Genomic DNA, 24,883 nt, shown 5'->3' with positions numbered 1-24,883 from the left:
GGCAAACTCTCCCTTTCCTGCCGGTCGTGAGGCATTTGCTCGTTGTCACGGTGTGCTAGAGTGTCCTTCCCTCAGGATACGCCCAATTCCCGGCATGACCGAATTTTTCACGCTTGCGCACTTTTCCGATGTGCATCTGCCGCCGGTTTTGGGGGCCGGCTGGCGGCATTGGAATGCCAAGCGCGCGCTCGGATATGTGAACTGGATTCGCAAACGGCGCCGAGTTCATCAAGGTGAGATCGCCGACAAGTTGCTCGCCGATGCGGCTGCACTGCGTGTCGATCATATCACGATCACGGGGGATCTCATCAATCTCGGGCTGCCGCGGGAGTACGAAGCGGCGCACGCTTGGCTTGAAAGCATCGGGCCACCCGAGAACGTCACCGTCGTTCCGGGAAATCATGACATCTATTCGAGCCTCCACGGCGATCCCGGGGTCGCGCGGTGGGCGGAATACATGGGGGGAGAGAACGAGACGCTGGCCTTCCCGTTCGTCCGGCGGATCGGGCCGATTGCGCTCGTCGGCTTGAATTCGGCGGTGGAGACGCCGCCCTTCGTCGCCAGCGGGCGGCTCGGAGCCCATCAGCTGGAGATCGCCGGTGAGCAACTTGCGGCACTCGGTGAAGAAGGCGTCGTCCGCGTCGTTCTCATCCACCATCCACCGCTTCCCAATCTTGCGCCGCCGCGGCGGGCGCTGAGCGATGCTGCGCACTTCGCGCATCTCCTCGAACGTGGCAATGCCGAGCTTGTGCTCTACGGACACAATCATCAATCGCGCGTTGACTGGCTGCCGTCGCGCACGAAACCCATTCCGGTGGTCGGCGTGGCTTCGGCGTCGGCGGGTTTCGCGCATGGCAAAGAACCCTTAGCGAGCTACAATCTCTTCACGTTCTTCAAAAACGGGACTGGGCTTCGCATCCGTCATGTCGTGCGCGGAATCGATGCGCCCGATGGTCCGGTCAAAAAAATCAGCGAGACTGTTCTCACGCCGGAACTGTGATCGCGTCGACTGTACGATTGTTTTCCGAGCGGCCAAATGCCACGCGCGCCAACAGCGTGCCAATATCGTGACAGTGATGCTGCAAGCTGACGCACGCGCTCGATCTTGGATTACGATCCGCCATCTCGCGAGTTGACGCCTACGCGCCGAGCACAACAGCGGCTCCGATCGCACAAGCGTTGAGCAAAAAATGCTCAATGGGCATGTGTAACATTTACACGCTAGTGACTAACCTTTGTGAATGCCCAGTCGTTCTGCCGCGGCGTCTCGGTCACACGCTTGCCCCCGGCGTTAATGATATGGGATCACGCTGGCCTTGGTTTCCGATTGGCCTGCGGGGAGCAATGCGGTTTGCCGAAGTCTGCTTACATCAATCTCGCCCTTCAGGGCGGCGGAGTGCATGGCGCCTTTACGTGGGGCGTGCTCGACCGGCTGCTGGAAGATGAGACGCTTCAGTTCGGCTGGATCAGCGCGACGAGCGCGGGCGCGGTCAACGCGGTCGCTCTCGCGGCGGGGCTTGCCGAAGGTTCGCGCGATAAGGCGCGCGAGAAAATGTACAAGATCTGGCATGCCATTCATAACGCGGCGATTCCGGATCTGACGCGGCTCAATCCCTTTCTCAATGGGCTCGTTCGGCCGTCGCACTTGACGACGCATTTCACGACGATGTTGTCGCCTTATGAATTCAATCCGCTCGGCTTCGATCCGCTGCGCCGGCTGCTCACTGAGCATGTCGATTTCGAGTTGATCCGCGCGAAGTCGCCCGTCGAGCTGCTGATTGCGGCGACGCATGTCGCAACGGGAAGAGCGCGCCTCTTTCGCGAAAACGAGATTACGGTCGATGCCGTGCTTGCGTCGGCGTGTCTGCCGGTCATGCATCACGCGGTCGAAATCGAAGGCTCGGCATATTGGGATGGCGGCTTCTCGGCCAATCCGGATCTCGTGACGCTCGCGAGCGAAAGCCCGGTCGGCGACACGCTGCTCGTGATGGTCGCGCCGCGCGTCAATACGAAGTTGCCGACGACGGCGCGCGATATTTCAAATCACGCCAATCGTCTGACGTTCAACGCGCCGCTGCTGCGCGACATCGAGGTCATAACGGCGGCGCGCGAGACATCGGGACCGCTTCTCGCGAAAGGCCGTCTCGCGCCGATTTGCCGCCACCGTTTCCATCTGATCGATGGAGGTCCGGTGACGGGTGAGCTCAATCCCGAGACGACCGTGAAGCCCGATTGGGACATCATCACGTACCTCCATGGTGCGGGACGCGATTACGCGGAGAAGTGGTTCGGCGTTGCGCGTTCGGCCGTCGGCAGGCTCGAAACCGTCGATCTGGTCAAGCACTTCTTCCCCGCCGTCGAGGCAGGCATCACGTTCCGCTCGCCGGTCTTGGCGAAGCGGCCGGCGCTGAAGCGTGGCGCTGGCGGCAAACGCCAGAAGTAATAGGCGATAGGGTTTTGAGCGATCAACTCACAAGCCGTGCGTAACCCTCGGCGATTGTTTCATCGAGCAAACGCTTGTATTCGCCATAGGCGGGGTTCTTCGGCGATATCTCGCCGAAGGCATCGGCCGTAAAGTTTTCGCGCTGCGCGTAGAGGATCGGTGTTGCGACCGGGATGAACGTCGCGCGCTGCTTGTTCAGCGTCGTGATGATGCCGCGCATTTCACCGGCGCGATCGAGCTGCGAGACGACCACCATGCGCATCGCGCCTTTCGTCAGCGAGACGAGGTGAATGAAGCTCGACGACGCCGGGATATAGAGACGGCCGCGATGCGCATATGGCGCATCCGGGCGCTCGCGCTCTTGAAAGACAAGGCTCGGCCATTCCGGGTCCCAGCTGATATCCGTGCGATAGGCGATGATCTGATCGGGGACGGAAAATGCGCGTCTCAGCGTCAGGTAGCTGCCGATGTAATGATCGACCGCCGCGCGCGAATAGGCACCCATATAGACGGGGGCGATGCCGCCGCCGTTGCCCTTGAGTTCCAACGGCCCTCCGGCGCTTTCGAGGGCGACGGATTCCCCGTGCCAGGCGTCGCGCAGCCCGTGAAAATCGAGGCCCAGCACCATGCAGACATCGAACAGCGTCTGATCGCGAACGGAGCGGCCGCCGAGCAGGTTCTGGATCGTCTTCTCGTGGCAATCGGCGGCGTCGGCGAGTTCCGCCTGCGTCAGCTTCTTTTCGACCATGGCCGTCTTGATGCGCTCGAGCGCCTCGGGACGAGTTGTGACGGGCGCAGGCTGGGCGACAGCTTTTTTCATTGGCCGCATGGTTTTGAAGCCCGGCGACGGACGCCGCCGGTTACCGGAAATTACCGATTCTTTCCGTTCGGACGCAATCGGAATCCGGGGGTAATAAACCCCTTCCTCCCGTTGCCGCTGGGTAACGCCTAACGGCCTCACGTTTCCGACCGGCTTTCCGCATTGTCGGGATGTCCACCGCTGGGGTGGGGCGGCGCTCTCGGAGGCGCGAGAACTGAGGAGATGGGCACATGTCGGACACTGGAACCTTGAAGCTGGCGGCGGCGGTATCGGCCGGGTCGCTGTTGGCGCTCGCATTTTTCGCCAGCGCGGTTCGTCCCGCAGCCGCGCAGGACTTCGACTGCCGGAGAGCGCAATCGACGTCGGAACGGACGATTTGCCGGAGCGACAGGCTGGCGGGCCTCGACGAGCGGATGAGCTCTCTCTATTCGGAACTCAAAGCCGCCTCCGGCAACCGCTACGAGCGCAGCGATTTGAGGGATTACCAACGGCAGTTCCTGGATGCGCGCGACAGCTGTGGCCGGGACACGGAATGCATCCGCGGCGCCTACCTCGATCAGATCAGTGTTTTGGAATCCCGTCTGGAACGGGCTTACCGGCGGTCGGAGCGCTGAGCGACATTTTCCGGCTTCGGACCGTCTTCCCGGCCGAGGACCTCGAGCTTGACGTCGGCCAGACCCTTGCCGGTCATGCCGAGGTTCTCGGCGGCCTTCGTCGAAAGGTCGATCACGCGGCCCGGCTTGAAGGGGCCGCGGTCGTTGATCCGGACGACGACGCTATCGCCGCTATCGAGCCTCGTCACGCGTACGCGCGTGCCGAAGGGCAGGGTTCGGTGGGCGGCCGTGAGATCCTGAGGATTGAAGGCTTCCCCGGTCGCGGTCCGCGCTCCCTTTCCATAAAAGGAGGCAACGCCCGTGAGGGCGTGACCGGCACCCGCCGGGTCGGGGCCGTGCAGGGCATAGGGCCGCTCGCCGAGCGGCGTTGCCGTTGCGGGCGGCTGCTTGGATTTCGTGAGGGCCGGCTTCGCGATGATGATGTTCGCCTGCCAATGATCGAACGTGCCTGCCGGGCTGGCGGGGGCGGTGACCGTCTTCCAATTTCCGAGGGTCACAGCCTTATTGGCTGGTCCGGAAAGGGCATCGGGCAGCGATTGGGCTTCGGACGGGCCGCTCGTGGCGGAAAGGCTCAAACCAACCAGAAGCGCAATACTTGCCGGACTAATGCTCAGGCGCACGCATATCCCCCCGGATATTCCCCAATCCGACGACTATGCTGATTCGCGATGGCGGAAAAACGTCGGGGAGCACTGGATACCCAACACTCCCCGAAGTTAGCCCGCTATGACCTTAAGACCTCAGCTCCGGCCGAGAACCTCGAGCGAGACGCGCGCGACGCCGGCTCCAGTCATGTTGATCTGCCGTGCGGCACCGCGCGACAGGTCGATGACGCGGCCGCCGATGAAGGGACCACGGTCGTTGATCGTGACGACGACCGACTGGCCGTTCGACTGGTTCGTGACGCGAACGCGCGTGCCAAACGGCAGCGTGCGATGAGCCGCCGTCATGCCCTCAGGGTTGAAACGGGCGCCCGAAGCGGTCTTCTGGCCTTCCCAGTAGTAGGACGCCATACCGCCCGTGGTGCTGGTGCCGCCGCCAACGTGTTTGCGGGTGTTGGCCTGAGCGTAATGCTTGCGCGACCCCTTAGACGCGTAGCGGGCCTTCTTACTAGATGCGTAGTGAGCCTTCTTATAGGAAGAAGCCTTATGATACGTCGCCTTGTGATGCGTCGAGGACGCCATTGCGGGGACGGCAGCTGCCGTCATCCCAGCGAACGCGAACACGGCGATCGCAATAGTTGAACGCATAGTGCACTCCTCATCAAAGGAGCAGCAGTGGTTCGGGTCGAATGAGCGGTTTCCCCCGCCCGCAGCACGCCTCCAGGCGACCACGGGTCAACCGCTTCGGAAGCGGCACCGTCGTTAATGTTGGGAGAAGTAGCCCCTAAGGCAGATTACCCCTATGACCCGTTACAGAACTCCAGAACCCAGTTCGTACTGCTGCCCGTGTTGACTGGGGTTCCCCCCGTCCTGGCCCGCCCAACCAGCACCCTGTGGAAAAGAGGTCAACCCATTGCTGTTACCACCTTTTAACCATAATTGGTAAGTTGTGGAAAATTCTAAGATATTTTGAATGCACTTTGAGGTTGCGTGACGCCAGGTCGCAGAATTGGACTGCGATTAAGGGAACGGAAATGGTGGCGTACGCTGTGCCACAAAATGTTTACCCTTCAGTCCTCTAGCGCGCAGCACTGCGTTTTCGCTCTGTGAGCGCCCCTTACAACGGACGGCTGATTTGGCTGGCCCGGGCGCTGTCGTGACGGGATAGCCGCCGGGAGCCCCTTATTTTTCGGCGGCGGTACGGCATCGAGATCAGAGCCACCCCTTCTTCTTGAAATAGAGGTAGGGGATGAGGGCTGCTGCGAACATCATAAAGAGCGCCATCGGATAGCCCCAGGTCATATCAAGCTCGGGCATACTCTTGAAGTTCATGCCGTAGATCGAAGCGACCAGTGTCGGCGGCATCAGCATGACCGCCATGACCGAGAACAGTTTGATGATCTGGTTCTGCTCATTCGAAATCATGCCGAGCGTCGCGTCGAGCAGAAAGCTCGTCCGAGTCGAGAGAAAGCGCATGCTTTCCATCAGCGACAGGATGTCGTGGTTGGCCGCTTCTATACGGGTGGCGACGCGCTGGTCGTCTTTGCGCTCGCGCACGGCGTTGGCAAAAAAGAGCAGGAGGCGATGCAGTGACATGGCGCTTTCCTGCGCTCTCGCGGTTACGTCGCCTTCCTTGCCGATGGTTTTCAGAAGAACGTCCAGGCGGCGGCTCTGCGGCGTGCTTGCAGTGCTCTTTTGCCCGAACACAAGCGGCGCCATGCGTTCGACCTCGTCCTGCACGCGCTCGATCAGATCGGCTTCCCGTTCGATCAGCATTTCCAAAAGGCCGACCATGACGCCGGCGCCGGTAACGCAATCGATGTCGCCCTTCGCTGCGCGGGCGATGTAAATCGGAAAAGCGCGCGGCGAGGCGTAGCGAACCGTCACGAGGTGATTGCCGGACAGGATGAACGTCACGACCGAGGTCATCGGCACTTCCTGGTCGCTGTTGTGCAGGATAAAGCCGCTCATGTAGTAGGCGCCGTTCTCGGTATAGAAGCGGTTCGACGCCTCGATCTCGCGCATTTCGGACCGCGTGGGCACCTCTATGCCGAGCGCCTGCTCGATAAATTTGTCTTCGTCTTCCTTCGGTTCGACCAGATCGATCCAAACGCTCGTCGAGAGATCACCCATCTGGTCCCGCTGGACCAGTTTGCCGCCAACTGCGTCGTAGACCGTGATCATTGTGGATAAACCTTTTAGGTTTGCTGCGCATTCTGATTGGCACTTGCCCGGCTCGGTGAGGAACTGGCCGAAAGTGCCCGGAGGTGGGACCGGCACTTGCGATTTCGCTCCCGCGCGTCGACCGCAAATGCCGAGTTATAGCGGCGCCAGCCATTTCACGTCGCCGGTCTCGAGGCAACTGAGCTAAGCGTCTAAGTTTCGTGACGGAGGTTTGTTGCACCAAGACGCACGAAGTGTGACAATTCAGTTCCAAAAGGAGGCGGCCATGGCTCTGCGATTGAACATCGGGACTGGTGTCTGCGTTGCGTTGCTGTCGACTGGATTTGCAGTGCCGGCGGAAGCGAAGATTCTATGCAACAAGGGCTATCAAGTGGTGCAGGGCTCGATGCTCGCGACGCCGTATTGCCAGGACCAGTATGTTGCGCAGGTGGCGAACGATTACGGATTCAGGGCGTCGCCGGACCGGGTTCGCAACGACCCGCTTTTCAAACAACACCTGTGCCGGTTCATCGGCCAGGACATCCGCATCAAGGAGTCGTGCGACGAGGTTAGCCCATCGGTGCGCGGACGCTTCTAGATTGGGGAGGTTATCGCAGTGATGCGATGACAATCGCGGCAATTGCGACGGTCACCGGCATCACTCAAGAGTGTGGCTGTGGCGGCGGAGCCGCCAGTTCCGAAATCAGTTGAGGTCGGGGGTGACTTCGCCCGCGTCCTTGGCGCGGCGCACGCTGCCATCGAACTGCGCGCCTTCGTCGATCGAGAGCGTCTGCTTGACGATGTCGCCATCGACGCGCGACGTGGCGTTGAGGTTCACCGACGTGCCTTTGAGGGCGCCGCTGACTTCACCCTGCACCGTGATGGTGCGCGCCGTGATGGTGCCTACAACACTTCCCGTTTCGCCAACCGTTACCGACTCGCCATGAACGTCGCCCTGGATATGGCCGGCGATGAGAAGCGAGCCCTTGGTCTTGATGACGAGCTGCTGGCCGGCAATCGTGATGTCCTGGCCGAGGACCGAGGTCGGCGCGTCAATCGCCGGACCTGACTGCTGAAGCGGCGAGCCAAAGAGCGGCGGAGCCGGGGCCTTCACTTGTGGAATCGGTTGCTGCTGCGCTGGCGTGAGCGTCTTGACTGGCTCCGGCCCACGTGAATCCGGCGTCGCTACGCGGTTGAACATATGACTACCCCCAAAAAAGAAACTGCTTTCGCCCGTCCCGCTGGCACAGCTTTAAGCAGTGTACTTTGGGTACATTATGGCCAAGTTGGCATATCCGCCAGCCTCGTTTCGCTGCTGCGCGAAAAAGGATTTCAAGGAAGATTGTTAATGGGCGCGCGCTGCACAAAATGTGAGCGGGCCGCCATTTCTGAGGACCCGCTAAAGAGCTTTTGCGCACCCGACAACCTATCTCCAGATGTCGACGAAGGGGGCAACGATATGCTTGCCGTGGCGGCCTTTGTAGACGTGTGCGAACGGTGCATCGACGACCGTCCTGCGGCCGCTTTCTACGCGGGTGAACGGTGCATGCACGACATGCCGCCCATGGCGGCGATGATAGTGCCGATGCCCGTCGCGATCGTAATCGTAATCGACGTTCACGACATTGGTGGACGCTTGGCCCGCGGGCTTCGCGACAGGCGTGGCGTTCGCTGCGGATGCGATCATCGCAGCCGCGCCGAGCGTGGCGCCAATCGTTAGCGAGTGGCGGAAAAATGCCAGCATAAGATACTCTTTTCGTTTCTGTTTGTAGTGCATTGAAAGTAAGGGCCAAACGCCTATGTCGCAACTCGGGTGCGGCAATCACCGACTCATGCGAGACTTGTGCTGAACAGGAGCCTGTGCGGGTGAAACCGGAAAGCGACGTGCTCGTCCCAAATTTTCGGGAGCGGGCTGCTGAGGCCATCGGAGTCTGCTAGGTTCGATTAATAAAATAAGGGAGGACAACATGTTCGCATGCCGGGTGGGTCTCTTATTTGGTTTGACGGCGCTGCTTGCCGTTCCTGCCGCCCGGGCCGCAGACGAAGCGACGTGTCCTCGCGCCGGCACGCTCGGCGTCTCCCGCACCGTCGAAATCGATACGACCGGCGGACCCGGCTTCGGCATGGACAACTACAAAGCCTACGACTTCCTGCAGGACAAGGAAGTCATCCTGACATTCGACGACGGCCCGCAGAAATATACGACCGAGGCCGTGCTCAAGGCGCTGGCCGATGAATGCGTGAAGGCGACGTTCTTCTCGATCGGAAAGATGGCGCTCGGTTATCCCGAGATCATTCGCGAAGTCGCCAAGGCGGGGCACACGGTCGGCACGCACACGTGGAGCCACAAGGCGATCAACAAGCTCAAGACATTCGATGAAGGCAAGGACGAGATCGAGCGCGGCGTCAGCGCCGTGCATCGCGCGGTTGGCGGTTCGGTTGCGCCGTTCTTCCGCTTCCCAACGCTCGCTGACACGCCGGAGGCCGTCGCCTATCTCGGCAAGCGCAACATCGCGATGTTTTCGACGGACATCGACAGTTTCGATTTCAAGCCGCAGACCGCGGATCATCTCGTGAAGTCGCTGATGCAGAAGCTCGACAAGAGGGGCAAGGGCATCCTCTTGATGCATGACATTCACAAGACGACGGCGAAGGCCGTGCCGATGATCCTCGCTGAGCTCAAGGCGAAGGGATACAAGATCGTTCACATGACGGCCAAGTTCCCGGTGACCACGGTCGCGGAATACGATCAGGCCATCGAGAAGGAAGCCAAGGGCTTGCCGCAGGTCGGCGCCGAGCGACCGGTTTCGAGCATCGTCAAGACGATCGATGGCGCTGCGCCCGCAACGGAATCCGCGTCGGGCAGTGGTGAGCCAGAAGGGCTGCCGCCGCCGCCAACGCCCGATGCTTCGACGACCGCGGGATCTGCCGCTTCGCCATCCGGCGCCGCTCCACCGGCGCTTCCGGCATTTCCGACGACACCTTCGACCGAATCCGGCCGTGCCGCTCCGGGCAAGCAGTCGGCCGTGCAGCCGCCGATGAAATCCGTTGCAGAGCCTTCATCGCCACCGTCTCCGACGGGCCCGGCCAGCACCGCGACGGGCAGTCTGCCAGCTGCCGCAGCCAATACGACGGCGGCGCCGACGCATACGGCAGCCGTGAGCATGGCGCCGGAAACGGCGTCTCCCGTCAAAACGGTTTCCGGGGACGGCGAGAAGATGGCCGCGAGTGCGCCTTTGGCGCCTGTCGCGCCAGTCATGCCGATCGAGACCAAGCCGCAGGCGCCGGCGAAATCGATTTCACAGCGGGTTAAGGAAGCTTGGGAATATTGGTTCGGTCAGTAGGCGATCCCACAAAAAAGAAATGGGTGGCGATGCCACCCATTTCTTTTTGGACGCCCTGTTAGGCCCCCCCGGGCCCGCCGCAAACCAAGTGTTGTTGCCTTAGCGCAAGACAGCGCAGTGGCTTATCCATGGGCGTTCGCTACGGCCGACGCTGATGATCGGCGTGTAGCGATTTCGGCATTAAGCGGGAACTTGACCACTCCCCCAGTCGATCCCCCGATCGGCTGCCCGCTTGCCGCAAAGCTAAGTGAGGTCCGGCGCGACCGCCAGACAAAACGAATCATCCTGCTCTGAATCCAGGCAAGTGTGGCGTCCTGGATACAACTCAATGATTTATCAGCATACGGTTTATAATGCTGTGGATAGGCTCGCGGCATGCGGGATTGCCGCATGAAAAAGGGCCGCTCTCGAAAGAGCGGCCCCGTGAGATCATCGTTCTCTGCGGCGTCGAATGTCTACCGCTTAGGTCTCAGCTGCGATCCAGGAGAGTTCCGGATGCAAGCCTGAGCGACCACGACATCGTCTGCCTCAAGATCCCACTCGACATCGGATCACCTCCTCTCGGTTGTTGAAAGATGGGCATAAGCTGGCACTGTTTGCGGGCTTTGAAAAGACCCTGCGATGAGGTGTCCCGGCGCGCGGCGGCGCGAAGCTCGTCCGGAACTTTGGGCGGCCCTCTCTAGCCGTGCCGTCCCGCTCGCATTTCCATCGCGCGGCCGAAGCCTGCGAGCAGCGTTCCGAGTGCGAAGAGGCCGAGAACGGCGTACTGCAGAAAGTCCTCAACACCTTCCTTGTCGATCATGTAATCGGAGATATTGGCGTCGGCCGTCTTGAACCGGTCGAGGCTTTTCTCGCGGTCCGCTTCGGCTTCCCTGATCTTGTCGGCCGGCGCGTTTACCGCCTGCAGAAGAACGATGCGGTTGTCGTGGACCGCCTTGATCTGCACCTGCGCCGATTGCTGGATGCTGAAGGTCGCAAGCCGCCATTCGATCTCGCGCTTCAGGGGATCGAGATAAAACATCTGCATCGCCGTCGATCCGAGCAGCAATACGATTCCGATCAATTCGCCGAGCTGGTAAGCCTTAAACCCCATTGATATTCCCCGCCTTCACCCCGCGCTCAATTCCATCTCGGCTGAGCGATCAATATCGATAGAACGAATAGCCCGGCCAGAATTGCGGGCACCGCGAGAATGGCAAGGACGCCGGTGGCCAAGCCGGTTTGGCCATTCGTATGAAAGCGATAGCCTGTACCGACGATTGCGATGATGCCGGCGAGCACTGTGAGCCACAGCACGATGTTGAAGGATGAAACCGAGCCGTCGCCAATTCCGACGAAAAAGAAATAGCCAGCAATCAGCAGTGCAATGGCATCGACGGCGAGGAACAGGCGGTATGTTTTCATGGCGGCGGAATGTATCGGCTCCGCCGCCAAAAGCAATCAGTGGACGCGCTGTTTCGGCCTTACCCGTCCTCAGTCGGCCTTTTGCTCCGCGTCTAGGTAGATTTCTCCACCCATCTTGCGGAACTTTTCGCTCATCTCGGCCATGCCGACTTCCTTGTCGTTCAAGGTCGCGGCGTAGTCGCGGACGTCCTGCGTGATTTTCATCGAGCAGAACTTCGGTCCGCACATCGAGCAGAAGTGGGCGACCTTGTGAGCGTCCTTCGGAAGCGTCTCGTCGTGGAAGGCGACGGCGGTATCGGGATCGAGCGACAGATTGAACTGGTCTTCCCAGCGGAACTCGAAGCGGGCGCGTGAGAGCGCGTCGTCGCGAAGCTGTGCCGCGGGGTGTCCTTTGGCGAGATCGGCCGCGTGCGCGGCGATCTTGTAGGTGATGACGCCGACCTTGACGTCGTCGCGGTTCGGCAGGCCCAGATGCTCCTTTGGCGTCACGTAGCAAAGCATCGACGTGCCGAACCAGCCGATCATCGCGGCGCCGATGCCGGACGTGATGTGGTCGTAGCCCGGCGCGATGTCGGTCGTCAGCGGGCCCAACGTGTAGAACGGGGCTTCGCCGCAGGCCTTCAGCTGCTTCTCCATGTTGACCTTGATCTTGTGCATCGGCACGTGGCCGGGGCCTTCGATCATCACCTGGCAGCCCTTGTCCCAGGCGATTTTCGTCAGCTCGCCGAGCGTTTCGAGTTCGGCGAATTGGGCGCGGTCGTTGGCGTCTGCGATCGAGCCCGGACGCAAGCCGTCGCCGAGCGAGAACGAAACGTCGTACTTGCGCATCAGATCGCAGATCTCGTCGAAGCGCTCGTAGAGGAAGCTTTCCTTGTGATGCGCGAGGCACCACTTGGCCATGATCGAGCCGCCGCGCGAGACGATGCCGGTGACGCGATTGGCCGTTAGCGGCACGAAGGGCAGCCGCACGCCGGCGTGAATCGTGAAGTAATCGACGCCCTGCTCGCACTGCTCGATCAGCGTGTCGCGATAAAGCTCCCATGTCAGCTTGACGGGATCGCCGCCGCATTTTTCCAGCGCCTGATAGATCGGCACGGTGCCGATTGGAACGGGCGAATTGCGGATGATCCATTCGCGCGTGGTGTGGATGTTGCGGCCGGTCGAGAGGTCCATCACGGTGTCGGCGCCCCAGCGGATCGCCCACACCATTTTCTCGACTTCCTCCTCGACGGACGACGTCACGGCCGAGTTGCCGATGTTGGCGTTGATCTTCACGAGGAAATTTCGGCCGATGATCATCGGCTCGAGTTCGCCGTGATTGATGTTCGAGGGAATGATGGCGCGGCCGCGGGCGATTTCGCTGCGGACGAATTCGGGCGTGATGTGCTCGGGGAGTTCGGCGCCAAAGCTTTCACCATCGGCCAACGTGTCTTTCGCGCGTGCCAGCACAGCTTCGCGGCCGAGGTTTTCGCGATGCGCGACGTAGATCATCTCTTTCGTGATGATGCCGGCGCGGGCGCATTCGAATTGCGTGAGGGGCTCGGCATTCGCCGCGCGATAAGGGTGAAAGACCGTCGGAAAGACGCGCGCGGCATGGGCGTCCGAGACGTTGCCGTTATCTTCGGGCTTCACCGTGCGGCCGTCGTAGGTTTCGATGCCGGCGCGTCCAGCCATCCAGGCATCGCGAATGCGCGGCAGGCCCTTCTCGACATCGATGGTGGCGGCCGGGTCGGTGTATGGGCCCGATGGATCGTAGACGCGGAAGGCCGGCTCGTTGACGTCGGTCAGCGCGATCTCGCGGAAGGGCACGAGGATATCGTCGTGGCCCGCAGGGGAGGAATAGACCTTCGTCGACGCGCGGTGGGTCCCGACGGTCACTTTCGGCGCATGGATATCGGCGGCGCGGGTCGGTTTGTTCATGGCAGTTTTGCTCCTCTCCGCCACTCTCTTCGCGAGGGAATGGCTGGGCGTTGCAGCACACGCGAAAAACGCGCGCTGAAATTGTGCGTGCCCGGAAAGGTGCGGATTGGTGGCGCCGTGCCACTTTGTGCTCCGTCCCTTCGCCGGCATAACCCGGATCAGGTTCGAAGGGTGCTCGCGCTTCTAGACGCGATCTCAGCCGGAACACCGGCGCCCCTCGGATAACGGGGGGACTGTGACTCCTTCGGCCGGTGTTTGCAAGTGCAGTTGAGTCCGATTGGGCGATCGCTATAATGTGGGCTTAGGCAAGTGCAGCCTGCCGCTCGCCCCTTCAGGGATGGTGAATGCACGAAATAACGACGGTTTGAGCCTCTCTTCGGGCGAACGCGTCAGCAATGCGAGCACTGACAGAGATTTCGCCCTTGCTGAGGATCGAACCATGCGTGATTTTCACGACGCGAAATTGATGGCCAAATCGCTGCGAGAGGGTCTCGTGGCGTACGGAATAAATATCACCCATAGTCGCTGTCTCGAACTCGTGGCGAAGCAATTCGGTTTTGCCGATTGGAACGTTCTTGCCGCGCTTATCGATGACCCCAATAGGACGACGGACAGGCTAAAGCTTCCAAAGGATTGGTATGTCACGTCGTCGACCGAAGACGCGAAATCCTATCGCCTCGGTCTTGATCCCGCTACGCCTGGCGCGGCCCTCATCGAGTGTCTGTTTTCACGCGACCAACGGCAGGACCTAGCGGAAAAATTTGCGGTACTGATGCAGAGTGTCCATGCGGGATCATATGTCGGTCGGCGGCTGAGGCTGACGGCGAGCCTAAATACGGAAGACGCGGATCTTGGGACGATCTGGATGCGTGTCGATTCTAACGAGAGGCGGGGACTACGCTTCGACAATATGATCGGGCGGACTTCGAACGGGCCGCTCAAAGGATCGACGGCGTGGACGGAACGAAGCGTCGTTCTCGATGTTCCAAACGATGCCGCGAGTATCCATTACGGCTTCTTCTTACGAGGCTATGGCAAGGTATGGGCGCGGTCTTTCCGTCTGGAATGCGTCGGCGCGGACGTGGCACCCACGGCGTTTCATAGCCAATACTTGGAAGGGACGAGCAATCTCGATTTTACGCAGGCCGAAGGCTGCTAAGCCGCGATGGCCTGTTTGGCGACGGCGACCCAGCCTTTGATTTTCTCGATGTCGGGCGGGCGACCTTCGCGGAGAACGCGTTTTCCGGCGGACGTCGTGACGAAGCGCAACACGTTCGCGGAAAGAGCGATTGGGTCGGCTTCGGCGACCGCCTGTGCCGTCCGGTATCCGGCGCCGACGAGCAACTGCGCGTGCGTGCCCCTGAGGCCCGGCACTGCCATCACCAGGCGCGCCTGATCCTGCCAGTCGAGAAGCGTTTCGGCATCGAAATGCGGGTCGTCCAAGGCTACGGCAAGTTTCTCGGGATCTTGCGCGAGGAAATCGCCGACGCTGTAAACGCCTGCTGCGGCGATCCGATCGGCCGTCTTCGGACCGATCGATGGCGCGGCTTCGAGCGGATCGTCCGCCGTCAGGTAGGCGTGGGCTCCCGGCAAACGCTCGTCCAACTGGCCCGCGGTCCGCGGCGGCGATCGGTCGGCCGTACGGATTTGATCGGCTTGCGCAGCCATGGTCTCTGCACGTGGTCTCGGTGCCGGAGCATCGGGGAGCGCGGGCGGCTGTTCGGAGATTGCATTCAAGGCTACTGCCGATTTGGCGACGGCGAGTTCGAGCGGAGTGTCGTCGCGCACTTCGATGCGGGCGGCGCGTGCTTCTCTGCGTTCGGCGAGCTTCGGCGCCAATACTTCGGCGTAGTGCAATTCGCGAATGGTCTTGTCGTCTTCCGAGAGCGAATGGTTGACGACGCCAGTGGCGCGAAGCTCGTCGTAAATGGCGGCGACGAGCTTCCGGTCCTCGGCATTCGCGAGGCGCTTTTCGATGAACTTGCGCGGGATTTCGGTCAAGCTGAGGAATGTTTCGGCGGTCAGCGTCACCTCGGGCACCAGCGCATTCGCTTCGGAGATGGCGTGATCGAGAACCTTGCCGAAGCTCGCGGACGCGTAAATCAAAAGCTCGGCGACGATGTTCTTGCCGATGTTGTCGAGGCCTTCTTCGGGCCGCGTCGCGCCCTTGTGAATGTCATAGTGCGCGATGAGCTTTTCGTAATAGCGATGCGAGAACTCGGCGTTGCTGCAAACGAGTTCGGAAAGCCAGCGCGGTCCGCTCGAAATGCGAATATCGGGGGTTCCGTACCGCTGCTCGCCGAGCGCGCGCAGTGCGTCGTAAGAGCGATTGATGCTCCATTCGGTGGCGCGATGGACGGCGTTTTCAGCTTCCGTCTGGCCGGTGTGAAACGGCATCACGGGATCGGTGAAGTAGTGGCTCAGCACGCCCGCGGCGTAGACAGCTTCGGGCCAGTTGCAGGCCTTGAGTTCAAAGACGGTGCGGCCGTACCATTCGTTCACCTTCTCGATCGCGCCGCCCCAGTAGTTCTCGGAGACATGGAGGACGTGGTTCTTGAAATCCTTGAACGTGTTGTCCGGGTCTTTCGAACCCTTCAGATAAAGCTCGACATGCTTCAGGAAAACGCGCGTCCATTCTTCCTTGTCGTCGCGCTCCAAGGCATTCAGGGCATCAAGCGCGAGCTTGTGATGCGTGCCGTTCGCGTGCGTGGCGTAGACGATGCGATAGAGAAGCGACATAGGAGCCTCGGGGTGAGCAACCGCTCCCGATGGTCTACGTGAGTCGCGCCGACGGCTCGATTGATTCGGTCCCGGTGTTGCCGTTCATCAACGATTTTCGCGATTCCGCGCGTTTTTTTCCGCCGCGAGGTTGATGATTTCGGCGCTCCCCCGGCGGTCGCGGGCAATCCGGCGCGCAAGCGCCGCCCGTCGCGCCAGCTGGACGACATTCAATTCGCGTGGTGACGATTCGCTAGAGAGAACGCGCTGCAACGTCTCCGGAGAAAGTCCGCACGCGGATCCGAGTGCCAGGGCTTCTTCGCGCGCGACTGCATGTGCGGCTTCGACGTAGCCCATCAACGCGGCTGCGGCGTGGGCGCTACCGAGCGGGCCCGTGCGTTCGACGTTGCCGAGAAGGGAGAGAACGCTTTCGGCGATTGCAACGGCGGCGTGGTCGCCTCCGAGTAGAATCTTGGCGTGGCCATGCGCCGTCGCCTCCGGACCGCCGATCAATGCGGCATCGACCAAAGTGACGTCCCGTTGCTCCAGAACTTCGACGAGCGCTTGGAATTCGCGCGGCGTGCGCGCACCGAGATCGACGAGGACCGTGCCCCGCTGCGGCCCTGCCGTCACGCGTGGCTCGCCGTCGCCGATGAGCAGTTGCCGGAACGTCTCCGTGTCCTCGATCGCCGCGAGTACGATCGGGCATTCAGCCGCGACGTTCTCCTCGTTCGCGCGTTCAAGCATTTCGCCATAGCTCACGGACGGGGAGCCGGCGAGCGCCGCGTACATCGTGCGAAAATGGCAGGCCGCGATGCGCTCGGCGATCGCGGAGCCGAATTCGTCATTGCCGATTACGCCGATTGGCCGATTGTCGAGAGCCTGGCCCATTGCGTCGTGCCCTTATTGCTATTTTCCCTCACGCCACCAGGCCAAAGCGATCAGGGCGAGCAGAGCCGAAAGCGCTGCAAGGCCCGTGAACATCGGCGTCAACTTCACGCCCCGGGTCAGGAAGGCTTGACGATCCTTGAGGCCAAGCCAGCCGGACCCTGCCATCACCTTGGCGGCCGACATCATTGAGATACGCGGGACATCGACATCGGTTGCAGTCGCGAGGGCGTTGGATGCCTTGGTCCAGAAGACGCCGCCGCCCGTCGCGTCGGCGATCGGCTTCATTTTCTGATCCGTCGCCGTCACTTCGCTCATTTCGCGCGGATCTTCGACACCGGCATTGGCGACGGCCGTCAGCTGGCCGTCGGGACCTTCGGTTTCGACTTTATAAAGTCCCGGAAGCTTCACATCGATGGCCGAGCGCCAGACGCCCGGTTCAACCGGAACGGCGTCGAGCGTCACGTTCGAGGTATCGCCGCCGGGACCGAGGATCTTAACCTGGCCGACCTTGTCTTCCATCGAATGGCGCTCGATCGTGAGCTTCATGCCCTTCGAGGATGCAATAAGGCGTTCTTCTTCGAGGTCCGGCTCCTTCATCAGCCAATGCGAGAGACGGCGCAGGAGATCGGTGTGCGGTCCGCCGCCGTCGTAGCCGCGCGCCCAGAGCCACGCGTGGTCGGATGTCAGCAGCGCGACGCGGCCTTTGCCTTTGCGATCGAGGATGAGGAGCGGCTTATCTTCGGCTCCGTTCATGACGACGCGGCCGCGCTGGGGCGTCACTTCGGCCTGGCGGTACCATTTTCCCCACGACGGCTGCGGCGCGGCATCCGCGACCTGCGCAGCGTTCCAGCCCGGAAGATCTTTGGTGACGGGGTGCTTTTGTCCGTCGGCCGTGACCTTCGCCTTGAACGGCATCTCAAGGACGCGGCCGGTCGGTGCTGCGGGCAGTACCGGCGCGAGCGGCGTTTTGTAGATGCTGTAGGGGCTCGCGAAATCGTCGCCGGCGGCGATCAGCAGCGCGCCGCCGTGCTCGTTCACGTAGCGGGCGATGTTGTCGTAATAGAGCAGCTGTAGGATGCCGCGATGCTCGTAGCGGTCGAAAATGATCAGGTCGAATTCGTTGATCTTTTCCGAAAAGAGCTCGCGCGTCGGAAACGCGATGAGCGAGAGCTGATTGATCGGCGTGCCGTCCTGCTTCTCGGGCGGACGCAAAATTGTGAAGTGCACGAGGTCAACGGCCGCATCCGATTTCAGAAGGTTGCGCCAGGTGCGCTCGCCGGGGTGAGGTTCGCCCGAGACGAGCAGCACGCGCAGGTTCTCGCGGACGCCTTCGGCTGCGACCACGGCGCGATTGTTTGCGGTCGTCAGCTCGCCCTCGACGGGCTGCAATTCGATCTCGACGATGTTCGTGCCCGTATGCGGGATCGGCATGTCGATTTTGACATTGCGATTGATCTCGGTGCGCACCGTCTCGTCGGGCTGGCCTTCTCGGCGGATCTTCAGCGTCGCGGCGCCGGAATTGGCGGAGGGCGCGCTTCCCGTCTCGCGCACGGCGACTTCGATCGTACGCGATTGGCCGACGAGGCCGTAGCGCGGCGCCTCCATCACTTCGATGCGGCGATCGAACTCGTTGGGCTTGCCTGTCAGCAACGTGTGAACGGGCGCGTCGAAGCCGAGGGCCGTCGCCGATTTCGGAACGTCGTGGACTTGGCCGTCCGTCACGAAGACGACGCCGGCGATGCGGTCGGGCGCCGTGTCGGTCAAAGCGGCGTTGAGATCGGTGAAGAGGTTCGTTCCGGGCGGCGCCGACTCGGAGGGAACGCCGCCGGTGACCCACTTGATGTTGAGGTTCGGGATTTTCGCGAACTTCGTCTCGAGGTCGGAACGGATCGCTTCCATCTGCTTGGTGCGGTCCGCGAGCTTCTGGCTCGGGCTTTCGTCGAGGACCACGATCGCGACGTTGGCGAGGCTTTCGCGCTGCTCTTCCTTCAGGATCGGATTGAAGAGCGCGGCAAGCAGGGCCGCCAGCGCGGCGGCGCGAATGAAGGCGCCGCGCGAACGCCGGAAGAGCAGGATCAGGATCAGCGCGACAGCCAGCACCGTCAGGCCGATGAGGACCGGGACGGGGAGCAATGGGGCGAATGTGATCGACCAGTTCAAAGACTATGCCTCTATTGACCCAGCCGCTCGAGGAGCGCGGGAACGTGAACCTGATCGGCTTTGTAGTTGCCCGTCAGCGCGTGCATGACGATGTTGATGCCGCCGCGAAACGCCATCTCGCGCTGCATCTCGCCGCCGGGCACGACCGGGTACATCGGCCGTCCGCGATCATCGAGTGCCCAGGCGGCCGCGAGATCATTCGACGTGATCATGATGGAAGTGACGCCGTCGGAGACGCGGGCTTTGTGGGCTTCGTTGTCGTTGTTCGAAATGGCTTCGACCCAGAGCTGTCCGCCATCCCAACGGCCGGGGAACGAACGCAACAGGTAGAACGATTTCGTCACGACGTGGTTTTCGGGAACGGGTTCCAGGCGCGGGACGTCGAGCTTGCTGAGCAGGCGCTGCAGGGCCGTGCCTCCGCGTCCGGCGAGGGGCAGCGTATTGGCGCCGCCCTGGCCATAGTCGCGGGTATCGAAAATGATGAGGCCGCCTTCCTTCATGTACGCGTCGATTTTGGCGATCGTCGTATCGGGAAGGGCTTCAGCGGATTCGAGGACCGGCCAATAGAGGACCGGATAGAAGGCGATCTCATCCTTCGTGATGTCGACGGCTGCCGGCTCGCCGGGTTCGACGGCGGTGCGTGTCTGCAGAACGCGGCCGAGGCCTTGCAAACCGGCGCGGCTCGTCTCGTCGGTTTCGCGGTCGCCGCTCACGACGTAAGCGAGCGTCACTTTGCTCGTGGCGTCGATGGCAGCTTTGTCGGCGGGCGTCGGGGCCGAGCGCACGACGTCGGGGCCTGATTGCTGCGAGGGCAGCGGTGCGAAATTGTCGAGCTGCGGGATGTCGCGGAAATCCGGCCGCAGTTCTTGCGCCCTTCCGTCGCTAGCGCCTGCGAACGCAAGAACGGCGAAGGCGAGTGCGGCCGCCCCGGCGCCTGCCGCTCGCGAGCTGCGTGGACGGCGCGAGAATAGGCCTCGGAGGCCACCTGCCTGCAGCAGCATGACGGCCAGGATATCGATGAAGAGGAGGGCCAGCGCCGCCGCCAGCAGCGCCGGTTTCAGGGCTGTGCTTGCGCCGTTGTCGTAGCTCAATCGCGTCACGCCTGCGGGCAGCGACGGGAAGGGCCGGAGCGCACTTTTTGCATTGAGCACGTTGAGCGCACGCGGGCTCGCCGACTGACCGTAGTAGCCGGGCGGATGCTCGAAGCTCGGCTTGGCCGATTGCAACTCGGAAGACTTCAGCGGTTCGGCCGTCGGCGGCGGCGATACGAGTGTGCCGAGGCCGTTCAGCGTTTTGAGAGGCGGAAGCACACCCGCGTCGTTGCTGGTTTTGGTTGTCGTATCGGTCTTCGCGGATGTCGTGCCGTCGCCCTGTCCGGAAGCCGAGGCACCGGCCGCCCCCATCGTCGAAAGACGGCGCAGCATCTCGACGAACAAGCCGGAGATCGGAAGATTGGACCAATCCGAATTCGCCGTTACGTGAAAGAGCACCAGCCGGCCGCTGCCGCGCTTCGTCGATGTGACGAGGGGCGTGCCGTCCTTAAGTCGTGCCCAGATTTCGACATCCGGTGTGATTTCGGCCGGATCGGCGAGCACTTGCCGGTTGATCGTGACGTCTTTCGGGATGGTGAGCCCGGAGAACGGGCTGCTCTCATCGAACGGCGCGAGCGGCTGGGGCGACGACCAGGACAACGCACCGCCGAGCGAGCGTCCGCCGGTTCGTAGCGCGACGGGAAGAAGATCGTCGCCAGCTTTTTCGAGCCTCGGTCCCGCGAAGCGGACGAGCAGGCCGCCGCGGTCGACGAAGGCGGCGACCTTCTCGGCCGCTTCGCCTGTCAGCGTCCCGATGTCGGCAAGCACCAGCACCGACACGTTCTGCTTCAGGACGGAATCGAGCCCCTGGACGAGGTTTGAATCCTTCGTGACGACAACGTCGGCGTAAGGCTTCAGCGCCTTCTCGACGTAATAGAGTGGTGCGAGCAGCGGCTGCGCCTCTTCGCGGCTTTCGCCTGAGAGAAGACCGACGCGATGCCATTGCGTCATGGCGTCGATCAGGCTGACGGCGCCAGCGGAGCGTTCGCCCGAAATTTCGATGCGCGCCACCTGATTGCGGAGTTCAAGCGGCAGCTCGAACGTTGCTTTCGCCGATGTCGCGCCTGCACCGAGACTGAACGGGGCTTCGCCCAGGCGTTCGCCACGCGCGGAAAAGGCGTTGACGGTGCCTTCGCGCGCGGGGCCTCCGGCAGACAGGACAACGGCTTCGAGCTTGCCCTTTTCGGCGAGGTTCGCGACGAGCCCTAAGGCCTCGTGGCCGTGCGTTTCATCGAGCACGGCGAACGTGCCGTTGCCCGACAGATTTTGCAGTTTCGCGGCGACACCGGCGACCTGCGATTTATGATCGATGCCGTCGTGCAGCCAGACGATGCTCGGATTTTTCACGCCTGCCACCGACAACGCCGACTGCAGCGCGCCGAATGCGGCTTCGCGGTCGGGGTCGAAGGGTTCGGGCTTCAGAGCGGCGGCGGTGCTATGGGCTTCGCCCGGCGGCTCGATCTTGACGCTATGCAGTTTGCTCGCGGCGGCGGTCGGTACGATCACGACGGGGCGTCCGCCGCTTTCGGCTTCGCCGATGATGCGTTCGATCATGCTCGCGCGTTCGGACCAGCGCGAAGCTGCGGCCCAGCCGTTATCGACGAAGATGACGACGGGACCGGTGCCGCCGAGGTTCGAACCCTTCGACGGATTGAGAATGGGCTCGGCGAGCGCGAAGATGACGAACGTCGCCGCGAGGAGGCGGATGAGCGTCAGCCACCACGGCGTTTTCTCGGCTGTCTTCTCGTCGTTCTCTAGCCCTAAGAGAATGCGCGTCGGCGGGAATTCGACCTGCGTCGGGCGTGGCGGCACGGCACGCAGCAGCCAGTAAATGACGGGCAGCGTGACGAGCGCCGCGAGCAGCCAGGGATTGAGGAATGCGAGCGGGCCGAGGCTCATCGGGCGCGCTCCTTGACATCGGTCGAGACGGCATCCGAACTCGACGACATCCAGCGATAGCCTTGCGCCGATCCGTTGAGCCGCATCAAGAGCGACAGCAGCGGTTCGGAGGCGGGGCGATCGGTGTGGTGAGTAAGAAGTGACCAGCCGAAGCGTTTTGTCATCTCGGCGAGTTCGGCGCGATGGGCCGCGAACCGCTCCTGATATTTCTCGCGCAGGGCTTCGACGCGATCGGCGACCCAGCGTTGGCTGCCGGACGGCGTCAAGAATTCAGTGCGGCCGTGATAGGGCAGCGTCTCTTCCGCCGGATCGATGATCTGTACGAGGTGGCCGCCGACGCCGTGGGCTGCATAGCCTTCCAGGCGCTCGCGGAGCGCATGCACGGGAGCGAGGAAATCACTGAAGAGGATGAGGCCCGCAAAGCGGTTGAGCCCGGCATTCGGCGGCAGGCTTTTCTGAATGAGCTCCGACTTGGCGTTGACGACGATCGTCTCGGCGATGCGCGTCGCGGCGTTGCGGTTGGCTGTCGGCAGAGTCTGTCCGAGAAGGGCGACGCGCTCGCCGCCGCGCACCAGCATCTCGGCGGATGCGAGGGCGAGCACGAGCGCGCGGTTGCGCTTCGTCACGTTCGAGAGATGGCTTTTGAAATCCATCGACGGCGAAATGTCGGGCCAGAGATAAAGCGTGTGCGCCGCTTCCCATTCGCGCTCGCGAACGTAGAGGTGATCGGAGCTTGCGGAACGGCGCCAGTCGACGTTGCTGGCGTTTTCTCCCGGCTGATACTGGCGGAACTGCCAGAAGGTTTCGCCTGGTCCGGCGCGGCGGCGTCCGTGGATGCCTTGCGCGACGGTCGAGGCGATGCGCGCCGCTTCCATCAGCAACTCGGGCATGCGATCGACGAGCGCAACGGCTTCGCGCTCGAGCCCGAGAACGCGCCGGCTTTCCGGTGCCATGCTTTTGGAGCTTTGGCCTTCGCTTCCGCCGCCTGTCCGCCCTATTGGGCCCGCCATTCGTGCACCTACTCCACGGCCGCTGCGAGACGCGCAATGATGTGGCTGAGATCTTCGCCTTCGGCGCGGGCGGCGAACGTCAACGCCATGCGGTGTTTCAGGATCGGCTCGGCGAGCGCGACGACGTCGTCGACGGAGGGCGCGAGGCGGCCGTCGATCAGGGCTTTCGCGCGGACTGCGAGCATCAGCGCCTGGCTGGCGCGGGGGCCCGGACCCCAGGCGACGAAACGGTCGGTGTCGCTGTTCTCGCCGGTGCCAGGACGCGCCGAGCGGACGAGCTTCAGGATGGCTTCGACGACCTTGTCGGGCACGGGGATCTGGCGCACGAGGCGCTGCGTCGCCATCAGCTCCTGGGCGGAGATGACGGCTTCGAGCTTCGGCGTTTCGGTGCCGGTCGTCGCGTAGAGCATGCGGCGCTCGGCGACGAGGTCGGGATAGCTGACATCGACCTGCAATAGGAAGCGGTCGAGCTGGGCCTCAGGCAGCGGATACGTGCCTTCCTGCTCCAGCGGGTTCTGGGTCGCGAGCACGTGGAACGGCGCGGGCGTGTCGTGGCGCTGGCCGGCGACCGTGACGTGATGCTCCTGCATTGCCTGCAGCAGCGCCGACTGCGTTTTCGGCGACGCGCGGTTGATTTCGTCGGCCATCAGCAGCTGCGTGAAGATCGGGCCCTTGATGAAGCGGAACGAGCGGCCGCGGCCCGGCTCGTCCTCCAGGACTTCCGAACCGATGATATCGGACGGCATCAGGTCGGGCGTGAACTGAATGCGCTTGGCGTCGAGCCCCAAGACCTTGCCGAGCGTCTCGACGAGCAGCGTTTTCGCGAGACCCGGGACGCCGATGAGCAGCGCGTGGCCGCCCGACAGGATCGTAATGAGCGTCCGCTCGATCACCTGGTCCTGTCCGAATATGACGGTCGCGGCCGCCTTGTGCGCGCGCTGCACGCGCTCGGCGGCGGCTTCGAGCCGCGGCACGATGTCAGTATGGGTTTCGACGACAGTGCTCATAAGGGAGGCCTCGCGCAGCAGCGTTTTGTCATTCTTGTTTGGCGAAAACGCCATTGGAAACAACGGCCGAGCAGCGGTGTTCCCGGCGGTTGCGTAAACGTAGACGATCCTGCCCGGCCCTCATAGGGTCAAGTGAACGTTACGTTAGGATATTGCAGTCTTTGAGGCTCGTGCTTCGAGCGAAACGTAAATGGCGAATGAAAAACCACAAGTTCCTCAGATGAACGGCAAAACTGACGCACAGCCTCCGGGCCTAGAAGCGCTGATGCGCGCGGCTGCCGAGGGTGGCGGGCAGGGCGCAAGACCGGTGGATAAATGGAACCCGCCCTACTGTGGCGACATCGGCATGAAGATCCGCCGCGACGGCACGTGGCTCTATCGGGGGAGCCCTATCGGGCGCATCGCGCTCGTCAAACTCTTCGCCTCGATCCTCAGGAAGGACGACGACGGCCGGACCTATCTCGTGACGCCTGCGGAGAAGGTCGACGTCGAGGTCGAGGACGCGCCGTTCCTCGCCGTCGAGATGGCGGTTGAGGGCGAGGGCCGTGTGCGGACGATTACGCTCCGCACGAACGTCGACGACGTGGTGACGGTCGGGCCCGAGCATCCGTTGCGGTTCGCGTCATCGGCGCCGGATGGTGGGTTGAAGCCCTACGTGCTCGTGCGCGGAAGGCTGGAGGCGCTGTGCACAAGGGCGGTTTATGCGGAGCTGGTGGAGATTGCGGAGGCGGGTGAGGGGAGTGGGGATGCGGTTGGGGTGTGGAGTGGGGGGACGTGGTGGGGGATGGGGTGAGGGG

22 protein-coding genes and 1 riboswitch are annotated in these 24,883 nt (G+C 62.4%); of the genes, 7 read left to right on the top strand and 15 right to left on the bottom strand.

Annotated elements, in window-relative coordinates; all coding sequences use genetic code 11:
- The first annotated feature begins 94 nt into the window (after window positions 1-94).
- Together AB4Z24_RS04405 and AB4Z24_RS04400 are read left to right on the top strand one after the other, a co-directional pair.
- Window positions 95-1,000, top strand: a complete 906-nt coding sequence (locus AB4Z24_RS04405) for a metallophosphoesterase family protein (protein ID WP_441706193.1) — start codon at window positions 95-97, stop codon at window positions 998-1,000.
- Between the two features lie 351 nt (window positions 1,001-1,351).
- Window positions 1,352-2,443, top strand: a complete 1,092-nt coding sequence (locus AB4Z24_RS04400; protein WP_441706192.1) for a patatin-like phospholipase family protein — start codon at window positions 1,352-1,354, stop codon at window positions 2,441-2,443.
- Between the two features lie 22 nt (window positions 2,444-2,465).
- Here AB4Z24_RS04400 and AB4Z24_RS04395 read toward each other — a convergent pair whose 3' ends face one another.
- Window positions 2,466-3,263, bottom strand: a complete 798-nt coding sequence (locus tag AB4Z24_RS04395) for a helix-turn-helix domain-containing protein (protein ID WP_441706191.1) — start codon at window positions 3,261-3,263, stop codon at window positions 2,466-2,468.
- Between the two features lie 230 nt (window positions 3,264-3,493).
- Between AB4Z24_RS04395 and AB4Z24_RS04390 the strand changes: the two genes are divergently transcribed.
- The gene (locus AB4Z24_RS04390; protein WP_441706190.1) at window positions 3,494-3,877 is read left to right on the top strand and encodes a lysozyme inhibitor LprI family protein; all 384 of its coding nucleotides are present in this window, start codon (window positions 3,494-3,496) and stop codon (window positions 3,875-3,877) included.
- On the opposite strand, the gene AB4Z24_RS04385 is transcribed toward AB4Z24_RS04390, so the two are convergent.
- The 3 genes from AB4Z24_RS04385 to AB4Z24_RS04375 all read right to left on the bottom strand — a co-directional run bounded on the left by AB4Z24_RS04385 (window position 3,856) and on the right by AB4Z24_RS04375 (window position 6,663).
- The gene (locus AB4Z24_RS04385) at window positions 3,856-4,497 is read right to left on the bottom strand and encodes a septal ring lytic transglycosylase RlpA family protein (RefSeq protein ID WP_441706189.1); all 642 of its coding nucleotides are present in this window, start codon (window positions 4,495-4,497) and stop codon (window positions 3,856-3,858) included. The two genes, AB4Z24_RS04390 and AB4Z24_RS04385, sit on opposite strands and share 22 nt — an antisense overlap.
- Before the next feature lie 120 nt (window positions 4,498-4,617).
- The gene (locus tag AB4Z24_RS04380; RefSeq protein WP_441706188.1) at window positions 4,618-5,127 is read right to left on the bottom strand and encodes a septal ring lytic transglycosylase RlpA family protein; all 510 of its coding nucleotides are present in this window, start codon (window positions 5,125-5,127) and stop codon (window positions 4,618-4,620) included.
- A gap of 564 nt (window positions 5,128-5,691) precedes the next feature.
- Window positions 5,692-6,663, bottom strand: coding sequence for a magnesium transporter CorA family protein (locus AB4Z24_RS04375; RefSeq protein WP_441706187.1), 972 nt, complete (start codon window positions 6,661-6,663; stop codon window positions 5,692-5,694).
- A gap of 265 nt (window positions 6,664-6,928) precedes the next feature.
- Here AB4Z24_RS04375 and AB4Z24_RS04370 point away from each other — a divergent pair, with 265 nt between their 5' ends.
- Window positions 6,929-7,240 carry a hypothetical protein gene (locus tag AB4Z24_RS04370; protein WP_441706186.1) on the top strand — a complete coding sequence of 104 codons (312 nt, stop codon included), beginning with the start codon at window positions 6,929-6,931 and terminating at the stop codon, window positions 7,238-7,240.
- Window positions 7,241-7,345: 105 nt separating this feature from the next.
- Here the strand turns inward: AB4Z24_RS04370 and AB4Z24_RS04365 are convergent, their stop codons facing one another.
- Window positions 7,346-7,843 (bottom strand): bactofilin family protein, encoded by a 498-nt coding sequence (locus AB4Z24_RS04365; protein WP_441706185.1) that lies wholly within the window; start codon window positions 7,841-7,843, stop codon window positions 7,346-7,348.
- Window positions 7,844-8,068: 225 nt separating this feature from the next.
- Window positions 8,069-8,386: a hypothetical protein gene (locus AB4Z24_RS04360; protein ID WP_441706184.1), complete on the bottom strand. Its 318-nt coding sequence runs from the start codon at window positions 8,384-8,386 to the stop codon at window positions 8,069-8,071.
- 223 nt (window positions 8,387-8,609) lie between these two features.
- Between AB4Z24_RS04360 and AB4Z24_RS04355 the strand changes: the two genes are divergently transcribed.
- Window positions 8,610-9,986, top strand: coding sequence for a polysaccharide deacetylase family protein (locus AB4Z24_RS04355; protein ID WP_441706183.1), 1,377 nt, complete (start codon window positions 8,610-8,612; stop codon window positions 9,984-9,986).
- 679 nt (window positions 9,987-10,665) lie between these two features.
- Here AB4Z24_RS04355 and AB4Z24_RS04350 read toward each other — a convergent pair.
- The 3 genes from AB4Z24_RS04350 to thiC form a co-directional block, all read right to left on the bottom strand.
- Window positions 10,666-11,079 carry a hypothetical protein gene (locus tag AB4Z24_RS04350; RefSeq protein ID WP_441706182.1) on the bottom strand — a complete coding sequence of 138 codons (414 nt, stop codon included), beginning with the start codon at window positions 11,077-11,079 and terminating at the stop codon, window positions 10,666-10,668.
- A gap of 26 nt (window positions 11,080-11,105) precedes the next feature.
- Window positions 11,106-11,390: a hypothetical protein gene (locus AB4Z24_RS04345; protein WP_441706181.1), complete on the bottom strand. Its 285-nt coding sequence runs from the start codon at window positions 11,388-11,390 to the stop codon at window positions 11,106-11,108.
- A 69-nt stretch (window positions 11,391-11,459) separates the two neighbouring features.
- On the bottom strand, window positions 11,460-13,310 hold the full coding sequence (thiC, locus tag AB4Z24_RS04340) for a phosphomethylpyrimidine synthase ThiC (protein WP_441706180.1): 1,851 nt from the start codon (window positions 13,308-13,310) through the stop codon (window positions 11,460-11,462).
- A 118-nt stretch (window positions 13,311-13,428) separates the two neighbouring features.
- A riboswitch (TPP riboswitch) is annotated at window positions 13,429-13,538 on the bottom strand.
- A 211-nt stretch (window positions 13,539-13,749) separates the two neighbouring features.
- Between thiC and AB4Z24_RS04335 the strand changes: the two genes are divergently transcribed.
- Window positions 13,750-14,469: a glyoxalase superfamily protein gene (locus AB4Z24_RS04335; protein ID WP_441706179.1), complete on the top strand. Its 720-nt coding sequence runs from the start codon at window positions 13,750-13,752 to the stop codon at window positions 14,467-14,469.
- On the opposite strand, the gene AB4Z24_RS04330 is transcribed toward AB4Z24_RS04335, so the two are convergent.
- The 6 genes from AB4Z24_RS04330 to AB4Z24_RS04305 all read right to left on the bottom strand — a co-directional run bounded on the left by AB4Z24_RS04330 (window position 14,466) and on the right by AB4Z24_RS04305 (window position 24,086).
- Window positions 14,466-16,049 carry a DUF4332 domain-containing protein gene (locus AB4Z24_RS04330; protein WP_441706178.1) on the bottom strand — a complete coding sequence of 528 codons (1,584 nt, stop codon included), beginning with the start codon at window positions 16,047-16,049 and terminating at the stop codon, window positions 14,466-14,468. The two genes, AB4Z24_RS04335 and AB4Z24_RS04330, sit on opposite strands and share 4 nt — an antisense overlap.
- A gap of 87 nt (window positions 16,050-16,136) precedes the next feature.
- Window positions 16,137-16,919: an NAD(P)-binding domain-containing protein gene (locus AB4Z24_RS04325; protein WP_441706177.1), complete on the bottom strand. Its 783-nt coding sequence runs from the start codon at window positions 16,917-16,919 to the stop codon at window positions 16,137-16,139.
- Between the two features lie 18 nt (window positions 16,920-16,937).
- The gene (locus tag AB4Z24_RS04320) at window positions 16,938-19,079 is read right to left on the bottom strand and encodes a hypothetical protein (RefSeq protein WP_441706176.1); all 2,142 of its coding nucleotides are present in this window, start codon (window positions 19,077-19,079) and stop codon (window positions 16,938-16,940) included.
- 11 nt (window positions 19,080-19,090) lie between these two features.
- Window positions 19,091-22,069, bottom strand: coding sequence for a DUF4159 domain-containing protein (locus AB4Z24_RS04315; protein ID WP_441706175.1), 2,979 nt, complete (start codon window positions 22,067-22,069; stop codon window positions 19,091-19,093).
- Window positions 22,066-23,079, bottom strand: coding sequence for a DUF58 domain-containing protein (locus tag AB4Z24_RS04310; protein ID WP_441706174.1), 1,014 nt, complete (start codon window positions 23,077-23,079; stop codon window positions 22,066-22,068). The genes AB4Z24_RS04315 and AB4Z24_RS04310 overlap by 4 nt, the downstream gene beginning before the upstream one ends.
- Before the next feature lie 8 nt (window positions 23,080-23,087).
- The gene (locus AB4Z24_RS04305; RefSeq protein ID WP_441706173.1) at window positions 23,088-24,086 is read right to left on the bottom strand and encodes an AAA family ATPase; all 999 of its coding nucleotides are present in this window, start codon (window positions 24,084-24,086) and stop codon (window positions 23,088-23,090) included.
- A 190-nt stretch (window positions 24,087-24,276) separates the two neighbouring features.
- On the opposite strand from AB4Z24_RS04305, the gene AB4Z24_RS04300 reads away from it, so the two are divergent.
- Complete coding sequence (locus AB4Z24_RS04300) at window positions 24,277-24,879, top strand: DUF1285 domain-containing protein (protein WP_441706172.1); 603 nt, start codon at window positions 24,277-24,279, stop codon at window positions 24,877-24,879.
- The last annotated feature ends 4 nt before the right edge of the window (window positions 24,880-24,883 follow it).

It is taken from the genome of Hyphomicrobium sp. 2TAF46 (assembly GCF_052114865.1).
GTDB lineage: Bacteria > Pseudomonadota > Alphaproteobacteria > Rhizobiales > Hyphomicrobiaceae > Hyphomicrobium_B.
The sequence above is the reverse complement of the archived record's forward strand: the minus strand, read 5'-3'. Positions and strand labels throughout refer to the sequence as shown.

What these genes read in the sequence shown, in the direction of transcription:
- AB4Z24_RS04405 (WP_441706193.1), top strand. Translation starts at nt 95, where the DNA reads ATGACCGAATTTTTCACGCTTGCGCACTTTTCCGATGTGCATCTGCCG.
- AB4Z24_RS04395 (WP_441706191.1), bottom strand. Translation starts at nt 3,263, where the DNA reads ATGAAAAAAGCTGTCGCCCAGCCTGCGCCCGTCACAACTCGTCCCGAG.
- AB4Z24_RS04390 (WP_441706190.1), top strand. Translation starts at nt 3,494, where the DNA reads ATGTCGGACACTGGAACCTTGAAGCTGGCGGCGGCGGTATCGGCCGGG.
- AB4Z24_RS04380 (WP_441706188.1), bottom strand. Translation starts at nt 5,127, where the DNA reads ATGCGTTCAACTATTGCGATCGCCGTGTTCGCGTTCGCTGGGATGACG.
- AB4Z24_RS04375 (WP_441706187.1), bottom strand. Translation starts at nt 6,663, where the DNA reads ATGATCACGGTCTACGACGCAGTTGGCGGCAAACTGGTCCAGCGGGAC.
- AB4Z24_RS04370 (WP_441706186.1), top strand. Translation starts at nt 6,929, where the DNA reads ATGGCTCTGCGATTGAACATCGGGACTGGTGTCTGCGTTGCGTTGCTG.
- AB4Z24_RS04365 (WP_441706185.1), bottom strand. Translation starts at nt 7,843, where the DNA reads ATGTTCAACCGCGTAGCGACGCCGGATTCACGTGGGCCGGAGCCAGTC.
- AB4Z24_RS04360 (WP_441706184.1), bottom strand. Translation starts at nt 8,386, where the DNA reads ATGCTGGCATTTTTCCGCCACTCGCTAACGATTGGCGCCACGCTCGGC.
- AB4Z24_RS04355 (WP_441706183.1), top strand. Translation starts at nt 8,610, where the DNA reads ATGTTCGCATGCCGGGTGGGTCTCTTATTTGGTTTGACGGCGCTGCTT.
- AB4Z24_RS04350 (WP_441706182.1), bottom strand. Translation starts at nt 11,079, where the DNA reads ATGGGGTTTAAGGCTTACCAGCTCGGCGAATTGATCGGAATCGTATTG.
- AB4Z24_RS04345 (WP_441706181.1), bottom strand. Translation starts at nt 11,390, where the DNA reads ATGAAAACATACCGCCTGTTCCTCGCCGTCGATGCCATTGCACTGCTG.
- thiC (WP_441706180.1), bottom strand. Translation starts at nt 13,310, where the DNA reads ATGAACAAACCGACCCGCGCCGCCGATATCCATGCGCCGAAAGTGACC.
- AB4Z24_RS04335 (WP_441706179.1), top strand. Translation starts at nt 13,750, where the DNA reads ATGCGTGATTTTCACGACGCGAAATTGATGGCCAAATCGCTGCGAGAG.
- AB4Z24_RS04330 (WP_441706178.1), bottom strand. Translation starts at nt 16,049, where the DNA reads ATGTCGCTTCTCTATCGCATCGTCTACGCCACGCACGCGAACGGCACG.
- AB4Z24_RS04325 (WP_441706177.1), bottom strand. Translation starts at nt 16,919, where the DNA reads ATGGGCCAGGCTCTCGACAATCGGCCAATCGGCGTAATCGGCAATGAC.
- AB4Z24_RS04315 (WP_441706175.1), bottom strand. Translation starts at nt 22,069, where the DNA reads ATGAGCCTCGGCCCGCTCGCATTCCTCAATCCCTGGCTGCTCGCGGCG.
- AB4Z24_RS04310 (WP_441706174.1), bottom strand. Translation starts at nt 23,079, where the DNA reads ATGGCGGGCCCAATAGGGCGGACAGGCGGCGGAAGCGAAGGCCAAAGC.
- AB4Z24_RS04305 (WP_441706173.1), bottom strand. Translation starts at nt 24,086, where the DNA reads ATGAGCACTGTCGTCGAAACCCATACTGACATCGTGCCGCGGCTCGAA.
- AB4Z24_RS04300 (WP_441706172.1), top strand. Translation starts at nt 24,277, where the DNA reads ATGGCGAATGAAAAACCACAAGTTCCTCAGATGAACGGCAAAACTGAC.